Genomic DNA, 19,373 nt, shown 5'->3' on the forward strand with positions numbered 1-19,373 from the left:
CGGCCATCCGGCCCCCGGACGACCGCCCGGCAGCGCCGGTGCAGATCAGGACATGTACGGCATGACGTCCCCGCCGCGGGAACTTCACGGATTTTGACGCGATATCTCGCCGGTCGCCGGGACTTCGGCGATTTTCAGGCGAGGAAGCCGCGCAGGAGCGCCGCGGTGCCCTCCAGGTGTTCCATCACGGCCCGCCTCGCGCCCTCCTGATCGCCCGCGAGGATCGCGGTGACCATGGCGGCGTGCTGGGCGGCGGCGTGCTCGATGTTCGGGCCGAGCACCGGGATGGCGTTGAGCAGGTCGGTGACCCGGAGCCGGGCGTCGGCGCCGGTGGCGGCCAGCAGCGCCGAACCGGTGAGTTCGGCGATCGACAGGTGGAAGGCGGTGTCGAGCCGCCGGTAGTCGGCGGGCGCGGCCTCGTTGACGTCCGCCAGGCGCCGCTGGAGCGTGTCGCGCTGCTGCTCCGTCAGCTCCATCGAGGCGAGGACCTGGGCGGCGCCGCACTCGACCGCCATGCGGAAGGTCAGGGCGTCGTCGAGATCTTCGGGCCCCATCCGGTTGACCGCCCGGCGCAGGTCGCCCTGCCGGGGCCGCGGCGGCTCGTACACCACGAACGCGCCACCGTACCGGCCGCGCCGCACGTCGAGGTACCCCGACTCCTGCAGCGCGCGGATCGCCTCCCGCAGGGTCACCCTGCTGATGCCGAGCTGGGCGGCGAGGTCGCGCTCGGCGGGGAGCTTCTCGCCGGGCGCCACCACGCCCAGCTTGATGGCCTGGAGCAGCCGTTCGACGGTCTCCTCGAAGGCGTTGCCCGCCCGCACGGGACGGAGGAACGTGACGAGCTGCGGCTCGCCCATCAATTCCTCCCCACGCCGAACGCCAATGGTACGAGATTAGCCCGTTTGGCCGCTTTCGGGGCTCGCACCGTTGACGCGGGGCGGTCGCTGGTGCTTGCATGCGTCCAATGGTCTGATTCCAGACTTTTAACGGGAGGGAGCGCCGTGCTCACCGTCGACCAACTGCGTGAACATGTGTCCGCCGGGCGGGTGGACACCGTGATTCTGGCCATCGTCGACATGCAGGGACGCCTCCAGGGCAAGCGGCTGTCCGCCCGGTACTTCCTGGACGAGGTCGTGCACCACGCCGCCGAGGGATGCAACTACCTCCTCGCCGTGGACATCGACATGAACACCGTCGACGGTTACAGCATGTCGTCGTGGGAACGCGGATATGGCGACTTCGTCATGCGGCCCGACCTGTCCACGCTGCGCCTGGTGCCGTGGCAGGAGGGCGCCGCCATGCTGATGGCCGACCTGGTCTGGGAGGACGAGACCGACGTCGCCGCCTCCCCCCGCCAGATCCTGCGCGCGCAGACCGACAGGCTCGCCGAGCGCGGCTGGACGGCGTTCGTCGGCACCGAGCTGGAGTTCGTGGTCTACAACGACAGCTACGAGAGCGCCTGGACCAAGGCCTACCGTGACCTGACGCCCGCCAACCTCTACAACGTCGACTACTCCCTGCTCGGCGGCGCCCGGGTGGAGCCCCTGCTGCGCCGGATCCGGCTCGGCATGGAGGGCGCCGGCATGTACGTCGAGTCGGCCAAGGGCGAGTGCAACCTCGGGCAGCACGAGATCGCGTTCCGCTTCGCCGACGCGCTCACCACCTGCGACAACCACGCCATCTACAAGAACGGCGCCAAGGAGATCGCCGCCCAGGAGGGCATGTCGATCACCTTCATGGCCAAGCCGAACCAGCGCGAGGGCAACTCCTGCCACATCCACATCTCCCTGCGGGACGGCGCGGGCGAGCCGGTGATGGCCGGGAAGGGACGCCACGGGCTGTCGCCGGTCGGCGAGCACTTCATCGCCGGGCAGCTCGCCGCCATGCGCGAGCTCACGCTGATGTTCGCGCCGAACATCAACTCCTACAAGAGGTACGTCGCCGGGAGCTTCGCGCCGACCGCGGTGAAGTGGGGCGTGGACAACCGCACCTGTTCCCTGCGGCTGGTCGGGCACGGGCCTTCGCTGCGGGTGGAGAACCGCGTCCCGGGCGGGGACGTCAACCCCTACCTCGCCGTCTCGGCGCTGATCGCCGCCGGCCTGCACGGCATCGAGAACGAACTGCCGCTGGAGGAGGCCTACACCGGCAACGCCTACGCCGCCGGCGCGGAGACCGTGCCGGCCACACTGCGTGACGCGCTCTCCCTGTGGGAGGGCTCGCAGATCGCGAAGATCGCGTTCGGCGACCAGGTCGTCGAGCACTACGCGAACAACGCCCGGGTCGAGCTGGCCGCCTTCGACGCGGCCGTGACCGACTGGGAGTTGTTCCGGGGATTCGAGCGGATGTGACATGAAGATCATCAACCCTGCCACCGAGGACGTCCTCGCGGAGGTCGAGCTCGCCGATCTGGCCGAGACCGACCGCGCCGTGGAGCGCGCGAGGAAGGCGTTCCCCGCCTGGCGCGAGGTCGCGCCGGGCGACCGTGCCCGGCTGCTGCGGCGCTTCGCCGACCTGGTCGACCGGCACGGGGAGGAGCTGGCGCGGCTGGAGCTCGACAACGCCGGGCACACGATCGGCAACGCCCGCTGGGAGGCGGGCAACGTCCGCGACGTGCTGCACTTCTACGCCGGCGCGCCCGAGCGCAACCACGGCAAGCAGATCCCCGTGCCGGGCGGGGTCGACATCACCTTCGCCGAACCGCTCGGCGTCGTCGGGGTGATCGTGCCGTGGAACTTCCCCATGGTGATCACCATGTGGGGCGCCGCGCCGGCGCTCGCCGCCGGGAACACGGTAATCGTGAAACCGGCGGAATGGACCCCGCTGACGGCTTTGAGGCTGGCGGAGCTGGCCCTCGAAGCCGGCCTCCCCGAGGGGGTGCTCCAGGTGCTGCCTGGGGCAGGGGAGGTCGCGGGGGCCCGCCTCGTCGAGCACCCGGACGTCAACAAGATCGTCTTCACGGGTTCCACCGAGGTGGGCAAGCAGATCGCCGCCAGGGCCGCCGAGACCGTCAAGCGGCTCACGCTGGAGATGGGCGGCAAGAGCGCCAACATCGTCTTCGCCGACGCCGACCTCGAGAAGGCCGCGGCGAGCGCGCCCTCGGCCGTCTTCGACAACAGCGGCCAGGACTGCTGCGCGCGCTCGCGCATCCTGGTGGAACGCTCGGTGTACGACGAGTTCCTCCAGCGCCTGTGCGCGGCCGTCGCGAACGTCACGGTGGGCGACCCGCTCGACCCGCGCACGACCATGGGGCCGCTGATCAGCGCCGAGCACCGCGAGCGGGTGGCCTCGTTCGTCAGCGGCGTCCCCACCTTCCAGGGCTCCTGCCCCGCGGGCAAGGGCTTCTGGTTCCCCCCGACCGTGCTCACCCACGAGTCGCTGGACGAGAGGTCGTTCACCGAGGAGATCTTCGGGCCGGTCGTCAGCGTCGTCCCGTTCGAGGACGAGGCGGAGGCCGTCCGGATCGCCAACAACACCCGCTACGGGCTCTCGGGGTCGATCTGGACCCGCGACGTGGGGCGCGCCCTGCGGACGGCCCGGGCGGTCGAGGCGGGGAACCTGTCGGTCAACTCCCACTCGTCGGTGAGGTACTGGACGCCGTTCGGCGGCTTCAAGGAGTCCGGCCTGGGCCGGGAGCTCGGGCCGGACGCGCTCGCCGCCTTCACCGAGACCAAGAACGTCTTCATCGCCCACTGAGGTCACGCCCGCAAGGGGCGCCAGGAACCACACCGAGCACCAAGGAGTTCGTCACCATGCAACGTCTGCGGGACCGCGTCGCCGTGATCACCGGAGCGGCGGGCGGCATCGGCCTCGCCACGGCCCGGCGCTTCGCCGAGGAGGGCGCCAAGGTCGTGTGCGCCGATCTCGACGAGGAGGCCGGCGCCAAGGCGGCGGACGAGGTGGGCGGCCTGTTCGTCCGGGCCGACGTGGCCAACGAGGCGGACGTCGCCGACATGTTCAAGACGGCGTTCGACACCTACGGCAGCGTCGACATCGCCTTCAACAACGCGGGCATCTCCCCTCCCGACGACGACTCGATCCTGACCACCGGCATCGACGCCTGGCGCCGGGTCCAGGAGGTCAACCTGACCAGCGTGTACTACTGCTGCAAGCACGTCATCCCCTACATGCAGCGGCAGGGCAAGGGCTCCATCATCAACACCGCCTCGTTCGTCGCGGTGATGGGCTCGGCCACCTCGCAGATCTCCTACACCGCCTCCAAGGGGGCGGTGCTGGCCATGTCACGGGAGCTCGGCGTGCAGTTCGCCCGCGAGGGCATCCGCGTCAACGCCCTGTGCCCGGGGCCGGTCAACACCCCGCTGCTGCAGGAACTGTTCGCCAAGGACCCCGAACGGGCCCAGCGGCGCCTGGTCCACATCCCCCTGGGCCGGTTCGCCGAGGCCTCCGAGATCGCCGCCGCGGTCGCGTTCCTCGCCTCGGACGACGCCAGCTTCATCACGGGCTCGGAGTTCCTGGTCGACGGGGGCATCTCCGGCGCCTACGTGACCCCGCTGTAGGGATCGCCGTCATGTCCCGACCCGTCATCGGCGTCACCTGCTACGTCGAGCCCGCGGCCTTCACCGTGTGGCGCATGCCGTCCGCGCTGCTGCCGTACGCCTACATCGAGCACATCGAGCGGGCGGGCGGCCAGCCGGTCATCCTCCCCCCGGCCGGCGAGCCGGGCCGGCTGGTCGAGCGGCTGGACGGGCTCGTCGTGGCGGGCGGCGGCGACATCGACCCCGCCCGCTACGACGCGGCACCGCACGGGGAGACCGGTTACGTCCGGGAGTTCCGTGACGAGGCGGAGTTCGAGCTGGTCCGCGCGGCGCTGGCGGCGGACCTGCCGTTCCTCGGCATCTGCCGCGGCCTCCAGGTGCTCAACGTCGCCCTCGGCGGCACGCTCCACCAGCACCTTCCCGACGTCGTGGGCCATTCCGGCCACTCACCCGCTCCGGGAGAGTTCGGCCACCTGCCGGTGCGGGTCACGGCGGGCAGCCGCCTGGCGGAGGTGCTGCGCGCCGAGAAGATCGACGCGGCGCACTACCACCATCAGGCGGCCGACCGTCTCGGCGAGGGGCTCACCGTTTCGGCGACCGGCGACGACGGCAGCGTGGAGGCGCTGGAACTGCCCGGGCACCGCTTCACGCTCGGCGTCCAGTGGCACCCCGAGGCCGGCGAGGAGGGCCACCTGTTCGAGGCCCTGGTCGCCGCGTGCCGTGCCGACGGCGCTCGCTCCACTCGCGCGGGATGAGGGCGCCATTGGTATGGTTGGGCGGAACACCGGTGATCCCGTGCGGGAGAGCGTCCTGACATCCGGTCAGGACCCCTGAAGGAGCAAGTCCTCCCCGCGAACCTCACAAGGCAAAGGACCGTACGGGCCAGGTGGTCTCTGGAAAGCAGGCCTTGTCCGCAGGGCCTCGCCGAAGGTGAAAGTCCGGCAAAACCCGGGCGAAACTCTCAGGCACCGATGACAGAGGGGGAGGATGCTCTCATCCAACCCTGTCTGAGGTGCGCTTCATGTCCAGACCCACACCGCTCCGCGAGGTGCACGAGAGCCTCGGCGCGACGCTCACCGACTTCGCCGGCTGGCTCATGCCGTTGCGCTACGGCAGCGAGTCCGCCGAGCACAACGCGGTGCGCACGGCCGCCGGGCTCTTCGACCTCTCCCACATGGGCGAGATCTTCGTGACCGGCCCGCAGGCGGGCGAGGCGCTCGACCACGCGCTCGTCGGCCACCTGTCGGCGCTCCAGCCGGGCCGCGCCCGGTACACCATGATCTGCGCGCCCGACGGAGGCGTGCTCGACGACCTGATCGTCTACCGCCTCGGCGACGAGGAGTTCCTCGTCGTCGCCAACGCCTCGAACTACCCACGGGTCGCCGCCGAGCTGCGGGAGCGTTCCGGCGACTTCGACGCCGAGGTCGACGACCGCTCCGACCGCTACGCGCTCGTCGCCGTCCAGGGCCCGCGCTCGCAGGAGATCCTCGGCACGCTCACCGACGCCGACCTGCCCGGCCTGAAGTACTACGCGGGCCTGCCCGGCACCGTCGCCGGCGTCGAGGCCCTGATCGCGCGCACCGGTTACACCGGTGAGGACGGCTTCGAGCTCTTCGTCGCCGCCGACGACGCCGTCACCGTCTGGCAGGAGCTCGCCAAGGCGGGCGAGCCGTACGGCCTGCGCCCCGCCGGCCTGTCCGCCCGCGACACGCTCCGCCTGGAGGCGGGCATGCCGCTGTACGGCAACGAGTTGAACGCCGGGCTGACCCCGTTCGACGCGGGCCTCGGCAAGGTCGTGAAATTCGACAAGCCGGGCGACTTCGTCGGCCGTGCGGCGCTCGCGCCGCTGAAGGACGTCCCGCCGCGCCGGCGCCTGACCGGCCTGGTCGCGCGGGGGCGCCGAGTGCCGCGCCACGGCTACCCCGTGGTGCTGCTGACCGACGGCACCGTCGTTGGGGAGGTCACCAGCGGCGCGCCCTCTCAGTCCCTCGGCAAGCCGATCGCGATGGCTTACGTGGACACCAACGTGTCCGAGGGGCTCGCGGTCGACATTCGTGGTAGTCATGAGCCGGTCGACGTCGTTGACCTGCCTTTTTATCGGAGGAGCATGTGAGCAGCATTCCCGAGGAGCTCAGCTACACCAAGGAGCACGAGTGGGTCGCCGGCATCGACGACGGCCTCACCGTGACCGTGGGGATCACGGCGTACGCCGCCGAGTCGCTGGGCGACGTGGTGTACGTCCAACTGCCTGAGGCGGGTTCGACCGTCGAGGCGGGTGACGCCGTGGGCGAGGTGGAGTCGACCAAGTCGGTCAGCGACATCTACGCGCCGGTCACCGGCGAGGTCGTCGAGATCAACCAGGTGGTGGTGGACGACCCCTCGCTCGTCAACTCCGATCCCTATGGCGAGGGCTGGCTGTTCCGCGTGCGCATCGAAGGCACTCCCGAGGACCTGCTGACCCCCGAGGAGTACGCCACCGTGACCTCCGCGGAATCCTGACCCGGACGTCTCCCGCTCCGGCGTGCCCCAGTGCGCGCCGGAGCGTCCCCCCTGCACAACCAGTTCCGAAGGGCGAGATCAATGGCGATCAGCGTCTTCGATCTGTTCAAGATCGGCATCGGGCCCTCGAGCTCGCACACCGGCGGTCCCATGGCGGCTGCGCACAAGTTCGCCCGGGGGCTGCACGAGGACGGGCTCCTCGAGAAGACCGCCCGGGTGGAGGCCATCCTCTACGGCTCCCTCGGCCTCACCGGCAAGGGCCACGGCAGCGACAAGGCCGTCCTGCTGGGGCTGTCGGGCGAGAAGCCCGAGCTGGTCGACGTCGACACGGTCGACGAACGGCTGGCCGCCATGCGCGAGTCCGGCACCGTCAACCTGTACGGGGTCCGCGAGATCCCGTTCGTCGTCGGCCAGGACCTGGTCTTCGAACGCAAGATCTCGCTTCCGCACCACCCCAACGGCATGCGCTTCACCGCCTTCTCCCCCGAGGGCGACACGATCCGCGAGAAGATCTACTACTCGGTGGGCGGCGGGTTCGTCGTCGACGAGAACGCCACCGGCGCCGACCGCATCAAGGCGGACGACACCGCGCTGCCCTACCCCTTCACCACGGCGGGCGAACTGCTCAAACACTGCGCCGACACCGGGCTGTCGATCTCCGGCCTCATGCTGGAGAACGAGAAGGCCTTCGGCCGCGACGAGGCGGAGATCCGCGCCGGGCTCATCAAGATCTGGCACGTCATGGCCGAGTGCGTGCGGCGCGGCACCGCCAAGGAAGGCGTGCTGCCCGGTGGCCTGAAGGTCAAGCGGAGGGCGCACCAGCTCCATCGGCGCCTGCAGAGCGAGTCCCCCGAGAAGGACCCGCTGCAGACCATGGACTGGGTCACCCTCTACGCCCTGGCGGTGAACGAGGAGAACGCCGCGGGCGGCCGTATCGTGACCGCGCCCACCAACGGCGCCGCCGGCATCATCCCGGCCGTCCTGACGTACTACAAGAAGTTCACCCCGCAGGCCGACGACGAGGGCGTGATCCGCTTCCTGCTCACCGCGGGGGCGATCGGCGTGCTGTTCAAGGAGAACGCCTCGATCTCGGGGGCCGAGGTCGGCTGCCAGGGAGAGGTCGGATCCGCCTGTTCCATGGCCGCCGCGGGCCTCACCGAGGTGCTCGGCGGCACGCCCGAGCAGGTCGAGAACGCCGCCGAGATCGGCATCGAGCACAACCTCGGCCTGACCTGCGACCCGATCGGCGGCCTGGTGCAGATCCCGTGCATCGAACGCAACGCCGTCGCCTCGATCAAGGCCATCACCGCCGCCCGCATCGCCCTGCGCGGCGACGGCCGCCACTTCGTCACCCTCGACAAGGCCATCAAGACCATGCGCGACACCGGCCGCGACATGCTCGACAAGTACAAGGAGACCAGCCGCGGCGGCCTGGCCGTCAACGTCATCGAGTGCTGACCCCACCGGCAGAGACCCCTGCCGCCGGCCACTCCCGCCACCTGCACCACCACGACGGCAGGTGACCGCACACCGGCAGCAGGCCACCCCAACCTCTGCCGACGGTCACCTCCATCGCCGTACACCACAACGGCGGGACACCAGGCAGCGATGCCGCCCCCGCCCCTCCCAAGGCCTCCGGTGACAGGCCCTGGCAGCCGGAGTCAGTCGGCCGTCGGGCGGCGGGTGCGGGCGCGCTTCAGCTCGAAGAAGCCGTCGGTTCCGGCGACCAGCAGCACGCCGTCCCACAGCTTTCCGGCCGCCTCGCCGCGCGGGATCGGTGTCACCACGGGGCCGAAGAAGGCGACGAGTTCACCGTCGGCGCCGGGCACATGGATCGCCGGGGTGCCGAGATCCTCTCCGACCGGCCCGAGACCTTCCTGGTTGCTCGCCAGCAGCGCCTGGTCGTACTCGTCGTTGTCGGCCGCGTCGGCCAACTCCAGCGGCAGGCCGACCTCGGCGAGCGCCGAAAGGTACAGTTCACGGCCGATCGACGCCTTCTCGTGATGGATCCGGCCCCCCAGGGCCGTGTAGAGGCCCCGAAGCACGTCGTTGCCGCACTTCTGCTCGGCGGCGATCGCGCCCCGGGCCGGCCCCCACGCCGTGTCGAGCCACTCGCGGTACCACTCCTCCAGGCCTTCACGCCCCTCGTTCAGCACCGCCAGGCTCAGCACATGGAAGCGCACCTCGACGTCGCGGACCTGCTCCACCTCGAGCAGCCATCGGGACGCGATCCACGCCCAGGGGCACTTGGGGTCGAACCACATGTGGGCAGTCGTCACGGCAGTCTCTCCTCACGGGTGTCCGCTGTCTGCAGAACGAGGCGGGACACCATTGTCCGGTGGCCGGTGGCCCGACGGTAAGTGCCAGTTCATGTTCCTTTGACTGGGCCACTTTGATATCTGTGGATATCTCAGCCCCGGTGGCCGGAGTCGGCCGGCCCCTCGCGGATATCACCCTGTTCGACGGCCGAGAGGCGGGATGTCCTGTGGATGACGGGCCACAGGACCAAGGCCGGGGCCTAGCATGGGTCGTCCAGTCGCCCTCAGAGTCCCGGTCATCCCGAAAGCCCGTCCATCTCTCCCACTCGTCCCCATCACAAGCCGTCCGTCTCTCCCACTCATCCCCCATCGCAAGCCGTCCACCTCTCGCAACCCGCCCACCCAAGCCGTCCGTCCGTCCCCAGCCGTCCACCGGCTCGTCGAGCCCGTCACTCTCGCCGAGCCGTTCGCTCGGCCTTGATCGTCCGCTCGTCCCCGAGGAGGTCTCCGTGCTGCCCGGCACGCCGTCGAACGCGGACCGCCCGACCGCGTCCACACGGACACCACAGCCCGGCGAAGCCGCCGACCTGTCGATTCCGCACTCGCCCGGGTCGTCACATGCGCCCTCGCCCCCGGCCGGCACGGGTCACGTGTCCGCCCCTGGCCTCGGGACGGGGTCGTCACATGCGTCCTCGCCCGAGGACGGCGCAGGTCATGCGTCCACCCCTGCCCTCGGGACGGTCGGGAGGTTCCTGCGGGCCCATTGGGTCTTCCTGCTCGCGCTGGCCGCCGGAACGGCCCTGCGGTCGGTCGCCGTTCTCGGGTACCGGCCGGCCCTGTGGTTCTGGGCCGACTCGTTCGTCTACGTCAACGCGGCAGTCGACCCGCAACCGCTGGAGTCGCGCCCCTCGGGCTACTCACTCTTCCTGTGGCTGCTCCAGCCGCTGCGGAGCTTCGCCGCCGTGACGGTCGTGCAGCACCTGCTGGGCCTCGCCATGGCGGTCTGCGTCTACGCCGTGCTCCGTCGCCGGGCCGCGCTGCCCGGCTGGGGCGCGGCGCTGGCGACCGTCCCGGTGCTGTTCGACTCCCACATGGTGCAACTGGAGCACCTGGTCATGGCCGACCTGCTGTTCACCTTCCTGGTGACGGTCGCCGTGACGGTGCTGCTGTGGCGTGAGCGTCCCTCCGCCTGGATGGCGGTCCTCGCCGGGCTGGCCCTGATGGCGGCCACCCTCACCCGCACCGTGGGCCTCCCCGTGCTGATCGTCGTCCTCGTGTGCATGCTGCTCGCCAGGGCGGGCCTGCGGGCCCTGGTCGCCACGGCCCTGGCGGCGGTCGTCGGCATCGGCGGGTACGCCGTGTGGTTCCACAGCGAGCACGGCAGCTACGGCCTCGGCCAGAGCAACGTCTGGCTGTGGGCGCGCACGATGAGCTTCGCCGACTGCGCGAAGATCAGGCCGGCCGGCGAGGAGAAGGCACTCTGCCCCGCCGACCCCGTGGGTGAGCGGCCCGCGCCTCCGGTCTACATCTGGGACGCCAAGTCGCCTCTGGCGAAGGTGCGCAAGGACGCCGACCGTGAGCGGCTCTCCGGCACGTTCGCCAAGGAAGCGATCATCGCCCAGCCGTTCGATTTCGTGCTCACCGGCATCAAGGACGCGCTGTGGAGCTTCGAGTGGACCCGCCGGGTCTACCCCACACCCGGCCCCCAGAGCGCGTACGTCTTCCCCGACACCGTCAAACCGTTCACCGACAAGATCGCCTCGTCGGGCCGCACGGCGCCGCAGCTCACCGCCGCCTATCAGGGGCGGCGCGCCGACACCGTCATGGTGGAGCCGTACGCGGGCTGGTTGCGGGCCTACCAGCAGCAGGGGTACGTCCGTGGTCCCGTCCTGGCGGTGATCCTGCTCGCCGGCCTGGTCGGCGTGGTGACCCGCTGGCGCCGGCTCGGCGCCCCCGTGCTCCTCCCGTGGGCCGTCGCCATGACGCTGCTGTTCCTCCCTCCTCTGATCGCCGCCTTCGACCACAGGTACGTCCTGCCGGTCATCCCCCTCGCCTGCCTGGCCGCAGGTCTCACCTTCCGGAAAACATCAGGGCTAACATGAACTAGGCTCATCTAAGAGGTCCGGTCTAAGCTTCCCGCATGAATGACCGTCAGCGGTACGACCGGGCGACGGCGGATCTGGAGCCTCCGTTCGCGATCCTCGATCTGGAGGCCCTGCGGGCCAACGCCGCCTCCATGGTGCGCCGGGCCGCGGGGAAGCCGATCCGCGTGGCCAGCAAGTCGGTCCGCTGCCGGGCCGTTCTCCGGCAGGTGCTGGACATGGACGGTTTCTCGGGAGTCATGGCGTTCACGCTCCCCGAGGCGTTGTGGCTCGCCTCGGAGGGGTTCGCCGACATTTTGGTCGCCTACCCCACCGCCGACCGCGCGGCACTGGCGACCCTCGCAGGCGACCCCGGAGCCGCCGGACAGATCACGATCATGGTCGACTCCCCGGAGCATCTGGACGTGATCGACAAGGCGGTCGAGGGCGTGGCGTCCCGCCAGGAGATCCGGGTCTGCCTGGACATCGACACCGCGTTCATCGCCCTGGCGGGCCGGTTGCGGGCGGGCGTGCTCCGCTCGCCGATCAGGGAGCCGGGCCAGGCCGAGGAGTTCGCGGCCGAGATCGCCAAACGCCCCGGGTTCCGGCTGGTGGGGCTCATGGCGTACGAGGCCCAGATCGCCGGGGTCGGCGACCGGATGCCCGGCCCGTACGGTCGGGCCGTGCGGTGGATGCAGGGCCGGTCGCAGCGTGAGCTGATCGTGCGCAGGGGACGGGTCGTGGCGGCGGTGCGGCGGGTCGCCGACCTGGAGTTCGTCAACGGCGGCGGAACGGGATCGGTCGAGAAGACCATCCGCGAGAAGGCGATCACCGAGGTCGCCGCCGGGTCGGGGTTCTACCATCCGCGCCTGTTCGACTTCTACCGGGGCTTCTCGGGCCGCCCGGCGGCGCTGTTCGCCCTCCCGGTGGTGCGCAGGCCCGCCTCCGGCGTGGTCACCGTCCTCGGCGGTGGCTACCTCGCCTCCGGCCCGGCCGACGCCGCACGCCTGCCGCAGCCGTACCTTCCGGCCGGGCTGCGGTACGACGCCCGGGAGGGCGCGGGCGAGGTGCAGACCCCGCTGATCGGCCGAGCGGCCCACGACCTGCGCGTCGGTGACCGCGTGTGGTTCCGCCACGCGAAGGCGGGCGAGCTGTGCGAACGCTTCGACACGCTGCACCTGATCGAGGGAGACCGGGTCGTCGGGACGGTACCGACGTACCGAGGCGAGGGCCGCACCTTCTTGTAGCGTGGCGGGTGGTGGTCAGCGGCGGCGGCGGCGCCAGAGGGCTATGGCGGCGCCGAGGACGACGACGGCGCCGACGCCGATGAGGATCGGGGCGAGGCTCGCGGCGGGGTGCTCCTCCTGCCAGGCTTCGCCTTCCCCCGGAGCGCCGGGCTCGGCGTACCTCGCCGGGTAGGCCGAGCCGCCGACCATGTCGCGTGCCGCCGTGAGCAGTTGCTCGGCGTTGGCCTTCACCTTGGCCACCCCGCGCTCCGCGACGCGCTTCGGGCTGACGCGGTCCACGATGGCGTCCACGGTGACAGCAAGCTCCGCCCGGGTGCGCTCGATCTGCTTCTCGAGCGCCTCGGGATCGGTGTCCGCCATGTCGATACCCTTCTCTTCCTCCGGTGAGCCGCCCCGCCCGGCTCCCCGCTACGTTCCGACGATCAGTCTGTCAGGTCGCAGGTCCGACCGGCACGGTGGGCGTGCCGGTAGGTTGGTTCCGTGACGCAGACGAGACTCCAGCCGGGCGACGTTGCGCCCGACTTCACCCTGCCCGACGCCGCGGGCGAGAACACCAGTCTGAAGTCGTTCCGCGGCAAGAGGGTCATCCTCTACTTCTATCCCGCCGCGATGACCCCTGGGTGCACCAAGCAGGCGTGTGACTTCCGTGACAGCCTGGAGTCGCTGTCGGCGGCCGGCTTCGCGGTGCTGGGAGTGTCGAAGGACACCCCGCAGAAGCTCGCCAAGTTCGCCGAGCGCGACTCGCTGACCTTCCCGCTGCTCTCCGACCCCGATCTCACGGTCCACCAGGCCTACGGCGCCTACGGTGAGAAGACGATGTACGGCAGGACCACCGTCGGTGTGCTGCGGTCGACGTTCGTCATCGACGCCGAAGGCAAGGTCGAGAAGGCCCTGTACAACGTGAAGGCGACGGGTCACGTGGCGCGCCTGCGCAAAGATCTCGGCCTGGCTTAATCGGTACGGCTGTCGCCCCGGGCTCAACTAGGATGGCGCAAGCCGCGAAACAAGGCCCGGGGTCGTAGCCCAATGGCAGAGGCACAGGTTTTAGGTACCTGACAGTGTGGGTTCGAATCCCACCGGCCCCACCGTTTCCGTCCGGGCCGCCACACTGCCCGGACAGTACGAGAGCCGCCTCCACTTGGTGGAGGCGGCTCGACCGCATCGGCCCGCTGGGCATGGGGCGTCAAGCGTGGGAGGGGATGGAGGTCAGGGCCTCCGGGTCGCGTGACTTTCCCCCCTGCCACGCGACCCGTCGTCTTTGTCCCCGCGCATCTCATTCTCCCTTTACTCACCCTCAAGGGGTGCTCCCAATAAGAACTATCCCGTACGCCCCGTAAGACCGCTGTAAGGCATTTGCGGCGAACGACGGGTCTACGACCTGGGTCGTAGGGACAGATCCCTCTCCAGGCGGAAGGGCCGTGAACTGGCCGAACATAGGGTGGTTGCGTGTTCGGCAGACTGCGCGCATGGGGAGCCCGCCACGGGAGGCTGGTCGACGCCGCCTGGCTGGCGCCGCTGATCCTCGTGTGCCTGCTCTCGGCCGGCGACTACGCCGGCCGTCTCGACCGCGCCTACGGCATCGGCGCGATCGGCTATCTGGCGATCTCGGCCGTGCTCGTCACACCGCTGCTGTGGCGGCGACGCCGGCCCGTTCACGTCTTCGCCGTCGTCGCGTTCCTCAGCTTCGTGCAGTGGCTGGCCGCGGTCGAGCCGCTGCCCGCCAACCTCGCCGTGCTGGTCGCGCTGTACGCGGTCGCCTCCACCTGTCCCCTCGGCTGGGCCGTCGCCGCGACGGCGATCGCCGAGCTCGGCGGGTTCCTGGCCCTGAGCCGCTGGGGGAACCTGGTCCCCTCGCCCATCGTGGCCATCTCTCTGCTCATGCTGGTGATCTGGCTGGCCGGCGTCTACGCCAAGACGCGCCGCCGCTACCTGGAGAGCCTGGAGGAACGCGCCGAGCGCGCCGAACGCGAGCGCGACCAGCAGGCCCGCATCGCCACCGCGGCCGAGCGGGCGCGCATCGCCCGCGAGCTCCACGACGTGGTCGCGCACAACGTCAGCGTCATGATCGTCCAGGCCGACGGCGCCGCGTACGCCATCGACGGTGACCCCGAGCTGGCACGCCGCGCCGTGCAGACGATCTCTCGCACCGGGCGGCAGGCCCTGGCCGAGATGCGCCGCCTGGTCGGCATGCTCCGGCAGGACGACGCCCGCGACGACGACTACGCGCCCCAGCCGGGCGTGGACGACCTGGACGAGCTCGTGGCGCAGACCCGCCGGTCGGGCCTGCCCGTGGACTTCACGGTCAACGGCACACGCCGCGACCTGCCCGAAGGCGAGCAACTGGCGATCTATCGCATCGTCCAGGAGGCCCTCACCAACGCCCTCAAGCACGGCGGGCCCGGTGCGCGGGCGCGGGTGGAGATGGATTACGGCCCACGGGAGATCATGTTGCGGGTCACCGACGACGGGCGGGGCGCGGCCGCGCCCCGCGGCATCGACGGGCACGGGTTGATCGGCATGCGGGAGCGGGCCGCGATGTACGGCGGCAGCGTCCAGGCCTCACCCTGCCCCGGAGGAGGGTTCGAAGTGGCCGTACGACTTCCGGTGAGCAGGGCGGCGTGAAGATCAGGGTGGTGCTGGTCGACGACCAGGAGCTGGTGCGGGCCGGTTTCCGCATGGTCCTGGGCGCCCAGCCCGACATCGAGGTCGTGGGCGAGGCCGCCGACGGCGCCGACGCCGTGGAACTGCTCCGCACGGTCACGGCCGACGTCGTGCTGATGGACGTCCGGATGCCGCGCCTGGACGGCGTGGAGGCGACCCGCCTCATCCAGGCCATGCCGGACCCGGCCAAGGTGCTCATCCTCACGACGTTCGACCTGGACGAGTACGCCTACGCGGCGCTGAAGGCCGGCGCGTCGGGGTTCCTGCTGAAGGACGTCCCGCCCTCCGACCTGCTCAGCGCCATCCGCTCGGTACACGCCGGAGACGCCGTCATGGCGCCCAGCACGACCAGGAGGCTGCTGCAGCGGTTCGCCGCGCACCTGCCGGGGTCGGTGCCGGTGGCCGAGCCGGACGGCCTGCGGCACCTCACCGCGCGCGAGCGCGAGGTCCTGGTGCTGGTGGGCCGGGGCCTGTCCAACACCGAGATCGCCCAGCGGCTCGCCCTGGCCGAGGCCACGGTCAAGACCCACCTCGGCCGGGTGCTGTCCAAGCTGGGCGTCCGTGACCGCGCCCAGGCCGTCGTGTACGCCTACGAGACCGGCGTGATCACCCCTCTGGGCAGGCTGGACCCCGAACAGCGGTAGCGGCGCCGGTCGGTGGATCGGCCGAAAGGTTGAGGCACACCTACCACAGGGGTCGCACAGTGCCCGGACGCCCCGTCCGCAGTCGGACCCGAAGTCCGTTCCCGAGGCCCATGGCCTGGGCGATCGGCGCCAATAGCGTGGAGCACGCGGAGTTTCCGCATTTCACCGTGCTTATCGCTTGAGGAGTCAGACGTGACCGTCACCGGAGAGGAAGCCATCCGGCGGACCGCCCCCGCCGTCGTCGCCAGGGGCGTCAGGAAGGTGTACGGCGACGGGGACGCCGCCGTCCATGCGCTCCGGGGCGTCGACGTCGGATTCGCCACCGGCGCCTTCACCGCCATCATGGGCCCGTCGGGCTCCGGGAAGTCCACGCTCATGCACTGCCTGGCCGGGCTGGACACCGTCACGGAGGGCGAGGTCCGCATCGGTGACGTCGAGATCACCCGCCTGAACGACAAGCAGCTGACCTTGCTGCGCCGCGACCGGGTCGGTTTCATCTTCCAGGCCTTCAACCTGCTGCCGACGCTGACGGCGGAGCAGAACATCCGCCTGCCGCTGGACATCGCGGGCCGCCAGGCCGACCAGGACCTGTTCGACCGGGTGATCCACACGGTGGGTCTCGGCGAGCGGCTCCAGCACAGGCCGAGCGAGCTGTCCGGCGGCCAGCAGCAGCGTGTCGCCGTCGCACGGGCGCTGATCAGCAAGCCGCAGGTGATCTTCGCCGATGAGCCGACCGGCAACCTGGACTCGCGCAGCGGCGCGGAGGTGCTGTCGTTCCTGCGCTCCTCGGTGCGCGAGCTCGGCCAGACCATCGTCATGGTGACACACGACCCGGTCGCCGCCTCCTACGCCGACCGCGTGGTGTTCCTGCGCGACGGCCTGCTGGTGACCGAGCTCACGCAGCCCTCCCCGCAGAGCGTGCTGGACACGCTGATGAAGCTGGAGGCCTGACCGTGTTCCGCACCACCATGGCGGGACTGCGGGCCCACAAGCTCCGGCTCCTGCTCACCTCACTGGCGATCACGCTCGGCGTGGGCTTCATCACGGGCACGTTCGTGCTCACCGACACGCTGCAGGCGGGTTTCACCCAGCAGATCGCCGCCTCGGCCGACAAGGTGGACGTGGCGGTCCTCCCCGGCGAGCAGCAGGGTGGCAAACCCGCCTACCTGCGGGACGACGACCTGGCGAAGATCCGTGGCGCCGCCGGTGTGGCCGACGCGCAGGGCCTCGTCCAGGGCTCGGCCGCGCTGATCGGCAAGGACGGCAAGGCCGTCGGCGACATGCCGACCACCGGCATCGCGATCGTCCGCGGCAGGCTGGACCGTACGGAGATCACCTCCGGCGCCGCGCCGGCGGCGGACGACCAGGTCGTGATCGACAAGAACACCGCGAAGACCCGCGGGTTCGCGCCCGGCGACACGGTCTCGGTGCTCGACTCCCACGACAAGCCGCACACCTTCCAGCTGGTCGGGCTCTTCGACGTCGGCGTCGACCAGTACCTCGCCTACACCGGCGCGGTCGGCTTCACGCCGGCCACCGCCCGCGCGATGACCGGCGAGAAGGGCTTCACCGAGGTCGACGTGGCGGCGGCGCCGGGCGTCACCCCGGAGAAGCTGAAGAGCGCGGTCGCGGCCGCCCTGCCCGGCAAGGGGCACGAGGTGCTCACCGGGAAGGAGCTGGCCTCCCGGCTCGCCAAGGCCAACGGGGCCGACACCGAGGTGCTGGCCGCGGGCCTGCTGATGTTCGGCCTGGTCGCGATGTTCGTCGCGGCGCTGGTGATCTACAACACCTTCAACATCCTGGTCGCTCAGCGGGCCAGGGAGATGGCGCTGCTGCGCTGCATCGGAGCCACCCGTAAGCAGGTCTTCGGCTCGATCCTGCTGGAGTCGGCCGTGGTCGGCCTCATCGCCTCGGCGCTCGGCCTGCTCGCCGGGCTCGGCCTCGGGGCCGGCGCGCTACTGGTCTTCAAGGCGATGGGCCAGGCCGCCGAGGGCGCGGCCGTGTCGCTCGCACCGCGCACGATCGCCGTCGCCCTGGCCGTCGGCGTGATCGTCACCGTCGGCGCGGCCCTGATGCCCGCCCGTACGGCCACCAAGGTCGCGCCGATGGCGGCGCTGCGCACGCAGACCGACGAACAGAACTTCAGGACGGGCGTGCTGAGGAGCGTCTTCGCGGCCCTGTTCCTGCTGGCCGGCGGCGGGGTCACCACGTTCGGGATCATGAAGTCCCCGGGCCAGGAGGCGCTCTACATCGTGATGGCCGGAGGCGTGCTGACGTTCTTCGCCGTGCTGATCCTCGGGCCGGTGATCGTGCGGCCGCTGAGCGCCTTCGCGGGCTGGGCGCCCGCCAAGCTGTTCGGCGTGCCCGGACGGCTCGCCATGGACAACTCCCGGCGCAACCCGAAGCGCTCGGCCACCACGACGGTCGCGCTGACCGTGGGCGTGACGCTCATGACGCTCATCTCGGTCGTCACGGCCACCACCCGGGCCACCTACACCCAGAAGCTCGACGAGCAGTTCCCGATCGACTACATGGTCTCCGCCCAGGCGGGCGGGTCCTCCGGCAAGCAGGACCAGGGCGTTCCGCGAAGCATCGCGGCCGAGCTGCGCGCCAGGCCGGAACTGGCGTCGGTGGTCGAGGTCAGGCGCAGTGACGCCAAGGTCGGCAAGGGAGACCGGACGTTCCCCGTCGGCACCTACAGCGGGCCGTACCAGCTCGCGCTGGGGCAGGGCTCCATGCGGGGCTTCACGGGCGCGGCGGCGGTGCTGTCGACCTCGGCCGCCAAGGATCTCGCGGTCAGGCCCGGCGGCACGCTCGCCCTGGCCACCCCGAAGTCCGGCCGGGTGGAGGTCAAGGTCGTGGGGACCTTCGACGAGAACTCCGCGCCCCTCCCCGACATCGTGGTGCCCGACGCCTCCTTCGAGGAGTACTTCGGTCACCTGCAGGACGAGCGGCTGCTGGTCAACGCCAAGGACGGCGTGGCCGCCGACGTCTCGCGCAAGGCGGTCGAGGCGGCGGCGCACGCCTACCCGACGGTCAAGGTGCTGAGCTCCACCGAGGCGCGAGGTCAGTTCGACCAGGCGCTGGACATGGTGCTGATGGTCATCACGGGCCTGCTCGGGCTCGCGATCCTCATCTCGCTGCTCGGCATCGCCAACACCCTCAGCCTCTCGGTGCACGAGCGGACCCGCGAGTCGGCGCTGCTGCGGGCCCTCGGCCTCACCCGGCCGCAGTTGCGCAGGATGCTGTCGGTGGAGGCGCTGATCCTCGGGCTCATCGGGGCGATCGTCGGCGCGGTGCTGGGCGTGACGTTCGGCTGGGCGGCCACCCACACCATGCTGGCCGAGGTCCTGTTCCGGGTGCCGGTCGCCCAGGTGCTGCTGTTCGTCGCCCTGTCGGGCCTGGCCGGCGTGGTGGCGGCCCTTCTTCCGGGCCGCCGCGCCGCCCGCGCCTCCATCGTCGGCTCCCTCGCGAGCGACTGAGGCACGGC

At 70.7% G+C, this 19,373-nt stretch carries 17 protein-coding genes, 1 tRNA gene and 2 riboswitches; of the genes, 15 read left to right on the forward strand and 3 right to left on the reverse strand.

Annotated elements, in window-relative coordinates; all coding sequences use genetic code 11:
* Positions 1 to 134: 134 nt before the first annotated feature.
* A complete protein-coding gene (locus KIK05_RS26145; protein WP_214413476.1) occupies positions 135 to 857 on the reverse strand; it encodes a FadR/GntR family transcriptional regulator in 723 nt (240 codons plus the stop codon).
* A 144-nt stretch (positions 858 to 1,001) separates the two neighbouring features.
* Between KIK05_RS26145 and KIK05_RS26150 the strand changes: the two genes are divergently transcribed.
* The 7 genes from KIK05_RS26150 (at position 1,002) to KIK05_RS26180 (ending at position 8,450) form a co-directional block, all read left to right on the forward strand.
* Positions 1,002 to 2,348, forward strand: coding sequence for a glutamine synthetase family protein (locus KIK05_RS26150; RefSeq protein ID WP_214413477.1), 1,347 nt, complete (start codon positions 1,002 to 1,004; stop codon positions 2,346 to 2,348).
* Between the two features lies 1 nt (position 2,349).
* Positions 2,350 to 3,693, forward strand: coding sequence for an aldehyde dehydrogenase family protein (locus KIK05_RS26155; protein ID WP_214413478.1), 1,344 nt, complete (start codon positions 2,350 to 2,352; stop codon positions 3,691 to 3,693).
* 56 nt (positions 3,694 to 3,749) lie between these two features.
* A complete protein-coding gene (locus KIK05_RS26160) occupies positions 3,750 to 4,514 on the forward strand; it encodes a 3-oxoacyl-ACP reductase (protein ID WP_214413479.1) in 765 nt (254 codons plus the stop codon).
* A gap of 11 nt (positions 4,515 to 4,525) precedes the next feature.
* Positions 4,526 to 5,248, forward strand: a complete 723-nt coding sequence (locus KIK05_RS26165; protein WP_214413480.1) for a gamma-glutamyl-gamma-aminobutyrate hydrolase family protein — start codon at positions 4,526 to 4,528, stop codon at positions 5,246 to 5,248.
* 33 nt (positions 5,249 to 5,281) lie between these two features.
* Positions 5,282 to 5,379, forward strand: a riboswitch (glycine riboswitch).
* A riboswitch (glycine riboswitch) is annotated at positions 5,380 to 5,481 on the forward strand. It abuts the riboswitch before it with no gap.
* Between the two features lie 33 nt (positions 5,482 to 5,514).
* Positions 5,515 to 6,606 (forward strand): glycine cleavage system aminomethyltransferase GcvT, encoded by a 1,092-nt coding sequence (gene gcvT, locus KIK05_RS26170; RefSeq protein WP_214413481.1) that lies wholly within the window; start codon positions 5,515 to 5,517, stop codon positions 6,604 to 6,606.
* On the forward strand, positions 6,603 to 6,992 hold the full coding sequence (gene gcvH / locus KIK05_RS26175) for a glycine cleavage system protein GcvH (protein WP_214413482.1): 390 nt from the start codon (positions 6,603 to 6,605) through the stop codon (positions 6,990 to 6,992). The genes gcvT and gcvH overlap by 4 nt, the downstream gene beginning before the upstream one ends.
* Before the next feature lie 81 nt (positions 6,993 to 7,073).
* A complete protein-coding gene (locus tag KIK05_RS26180; RefSeq protein ID WP_214413483.1) occupies positions 7,074 to 8,450 on the forward strand; it encodes an L-serine ammonia-lyase in 1,377 nt (458 codons plus the stop codon).
* Positions 8,451 to 8,653: 203 nt separating this feature from the next.
* Here KIK05_RS26180 and KIK05_RS26185 read toward each other — a convergent pair whose 3' ends face one another.
* Positions 8,654 to 9,256, reverse strand: coding sequence for a DsbA family protein (locus KIK05_RS26185; protein ID WP_214413577.1), 603 nt, complete (start codon positions 9,254 to 9,256; stop codon positions 8,654 to 8,656).
* A gap of 644 nt (positions 9,257 to 9,900) precedes the next feature.
* On the opposite strand from KIK05_RS26185, the gene KIK05_RS26190 reads away from it, so the two are divergent.
* Complete coding sequence (locus KIK05_RS26190; RefSeq protein ID WP_214413484.1) at positions 9,901 to 11,352, forward strand: hypothetical protein; 1,452 nt, start codon at positions 9,901 to 9,903, stop codon at positions 11,350 to 11,352.
* A 38-nt stretch (positions 11,353 to 11,390) separates the two neighbouring features.
* Entirely contained in the window at positions 11,391 to 12,578 is a 1,188-nt protein-coding gene (locus KIK05_RS26195) for an amino acid deaminase/aldolase (protein WP_214413485.1), read from the forward strand.
* A 15-nt stretch (positions 12,579 to 12,593) separates the two neighbouring features.
* On the opposite strand, the gene KIK05_RS26200 is transcribed toward KIK05_RS26195, so the two are convergent.
* A complete protein-coding gene (locus KIK05_RS26200; protein WP_214413486.1) occupies positions 12,594 to 12,938 on the reverse strand; it encodes a DUF3618 domain-containing protein in 345 nt (114 codons plus the stop codon).
* A 120-nt stretch (positions 12,939 to 13,058) separates the two neighbouring features.
* Here KIK05_RS26200 and bcp point away from each other — a divergent pair, with 120 nt between their 5' ends.
* The 6 genes from bcp to KIK05_RS26230 all read left to right on the forward strand — a co-directional run bounded on the left by bcp (position 13,059) and on the right by KIK05_RS26230 (position 19,365).
* Complete coding sequence (gene bcp / locus KIK05_RS26205) at positions 13,059 to 13,532, forward strand: thioredoxin-dependent thiol peroxidase (protein WP_214413487.1); 474 nt, start codon at positions 13,059 to 13,061, stop codon at positions 13,530 to 13,532.
* A gap of 58 nt (positions 13,533 to 13,590) precedes the next feature.
* Positions 13,591 to 13,663, forward strand: a tRNA-Leu gene (locus tag KIK05_RS26210).
* Positions 13,664 to 14,024: 361 nt separating this feature from the next.
* Positions 14,025 to 15,200: a sensor histidine kinase gene (locus tag KIK05_RS26215; RefSeq protein WP_214413488.1), complete on the forward strand. Its 1,176-nt coding sequence runs from the start codon at positions 14,025 to 14,027 to the stop codon at positions 15,198 to 15,200.
* Positions 15,197 to 15,883, forward strand: a complete 687-nt coding sequence (locus KIK05_RS26220) for a response regulator transcription factor (protein WP_308250118.1) — start codon at positions 15,197 to 15,199, stop codon at positions 15,881 to 15,883. The genes KIK05_RS26215 and KIK05_RS26220 overlap by 4 nt, the downstream gene beginning before the upstream one ends.
* A 192-nt stretch (positions 15,884 to 16,075) precedes the next feature.
* The gene (locus KIK05_RS26225; protein WP_214413489.1) at positions 16,076 to 16,834 is read left to right on the forward strand and encodes an ABC transporter ATP-binding protein; all 759 of its coding nucleotides are present in this window, start codon (positions 16,076 to 16,078) and stop codon (positions 16,832 to 16,834) included.
* Positions 16,835 to 16,836: 2 nt separating this feature from the next.
* Positions 16,837 to 19,365, forward strand: a complete 2,529-nt coding sequence (locus KIK05_RS26230) for an ABC transporter permease (RefSeq protein ID WP_214413490.1) — start codon at positions 16,837 to 16,839, stop codon at positions 19,363 to 19,365.
* Positions 19,366 to 19,373: the final 8 nt, after the last annotated feature.

It is taken from the genome of Sphaerisporangium fuscum (assembly GCF_018531465.1).
GTDB lineage: Bacteria > Actinomycetota > Actinomycetes > Streptosporangiales > Streptosporangiaceae > Sphaerisporangium > Sphaerisporangium fuscum.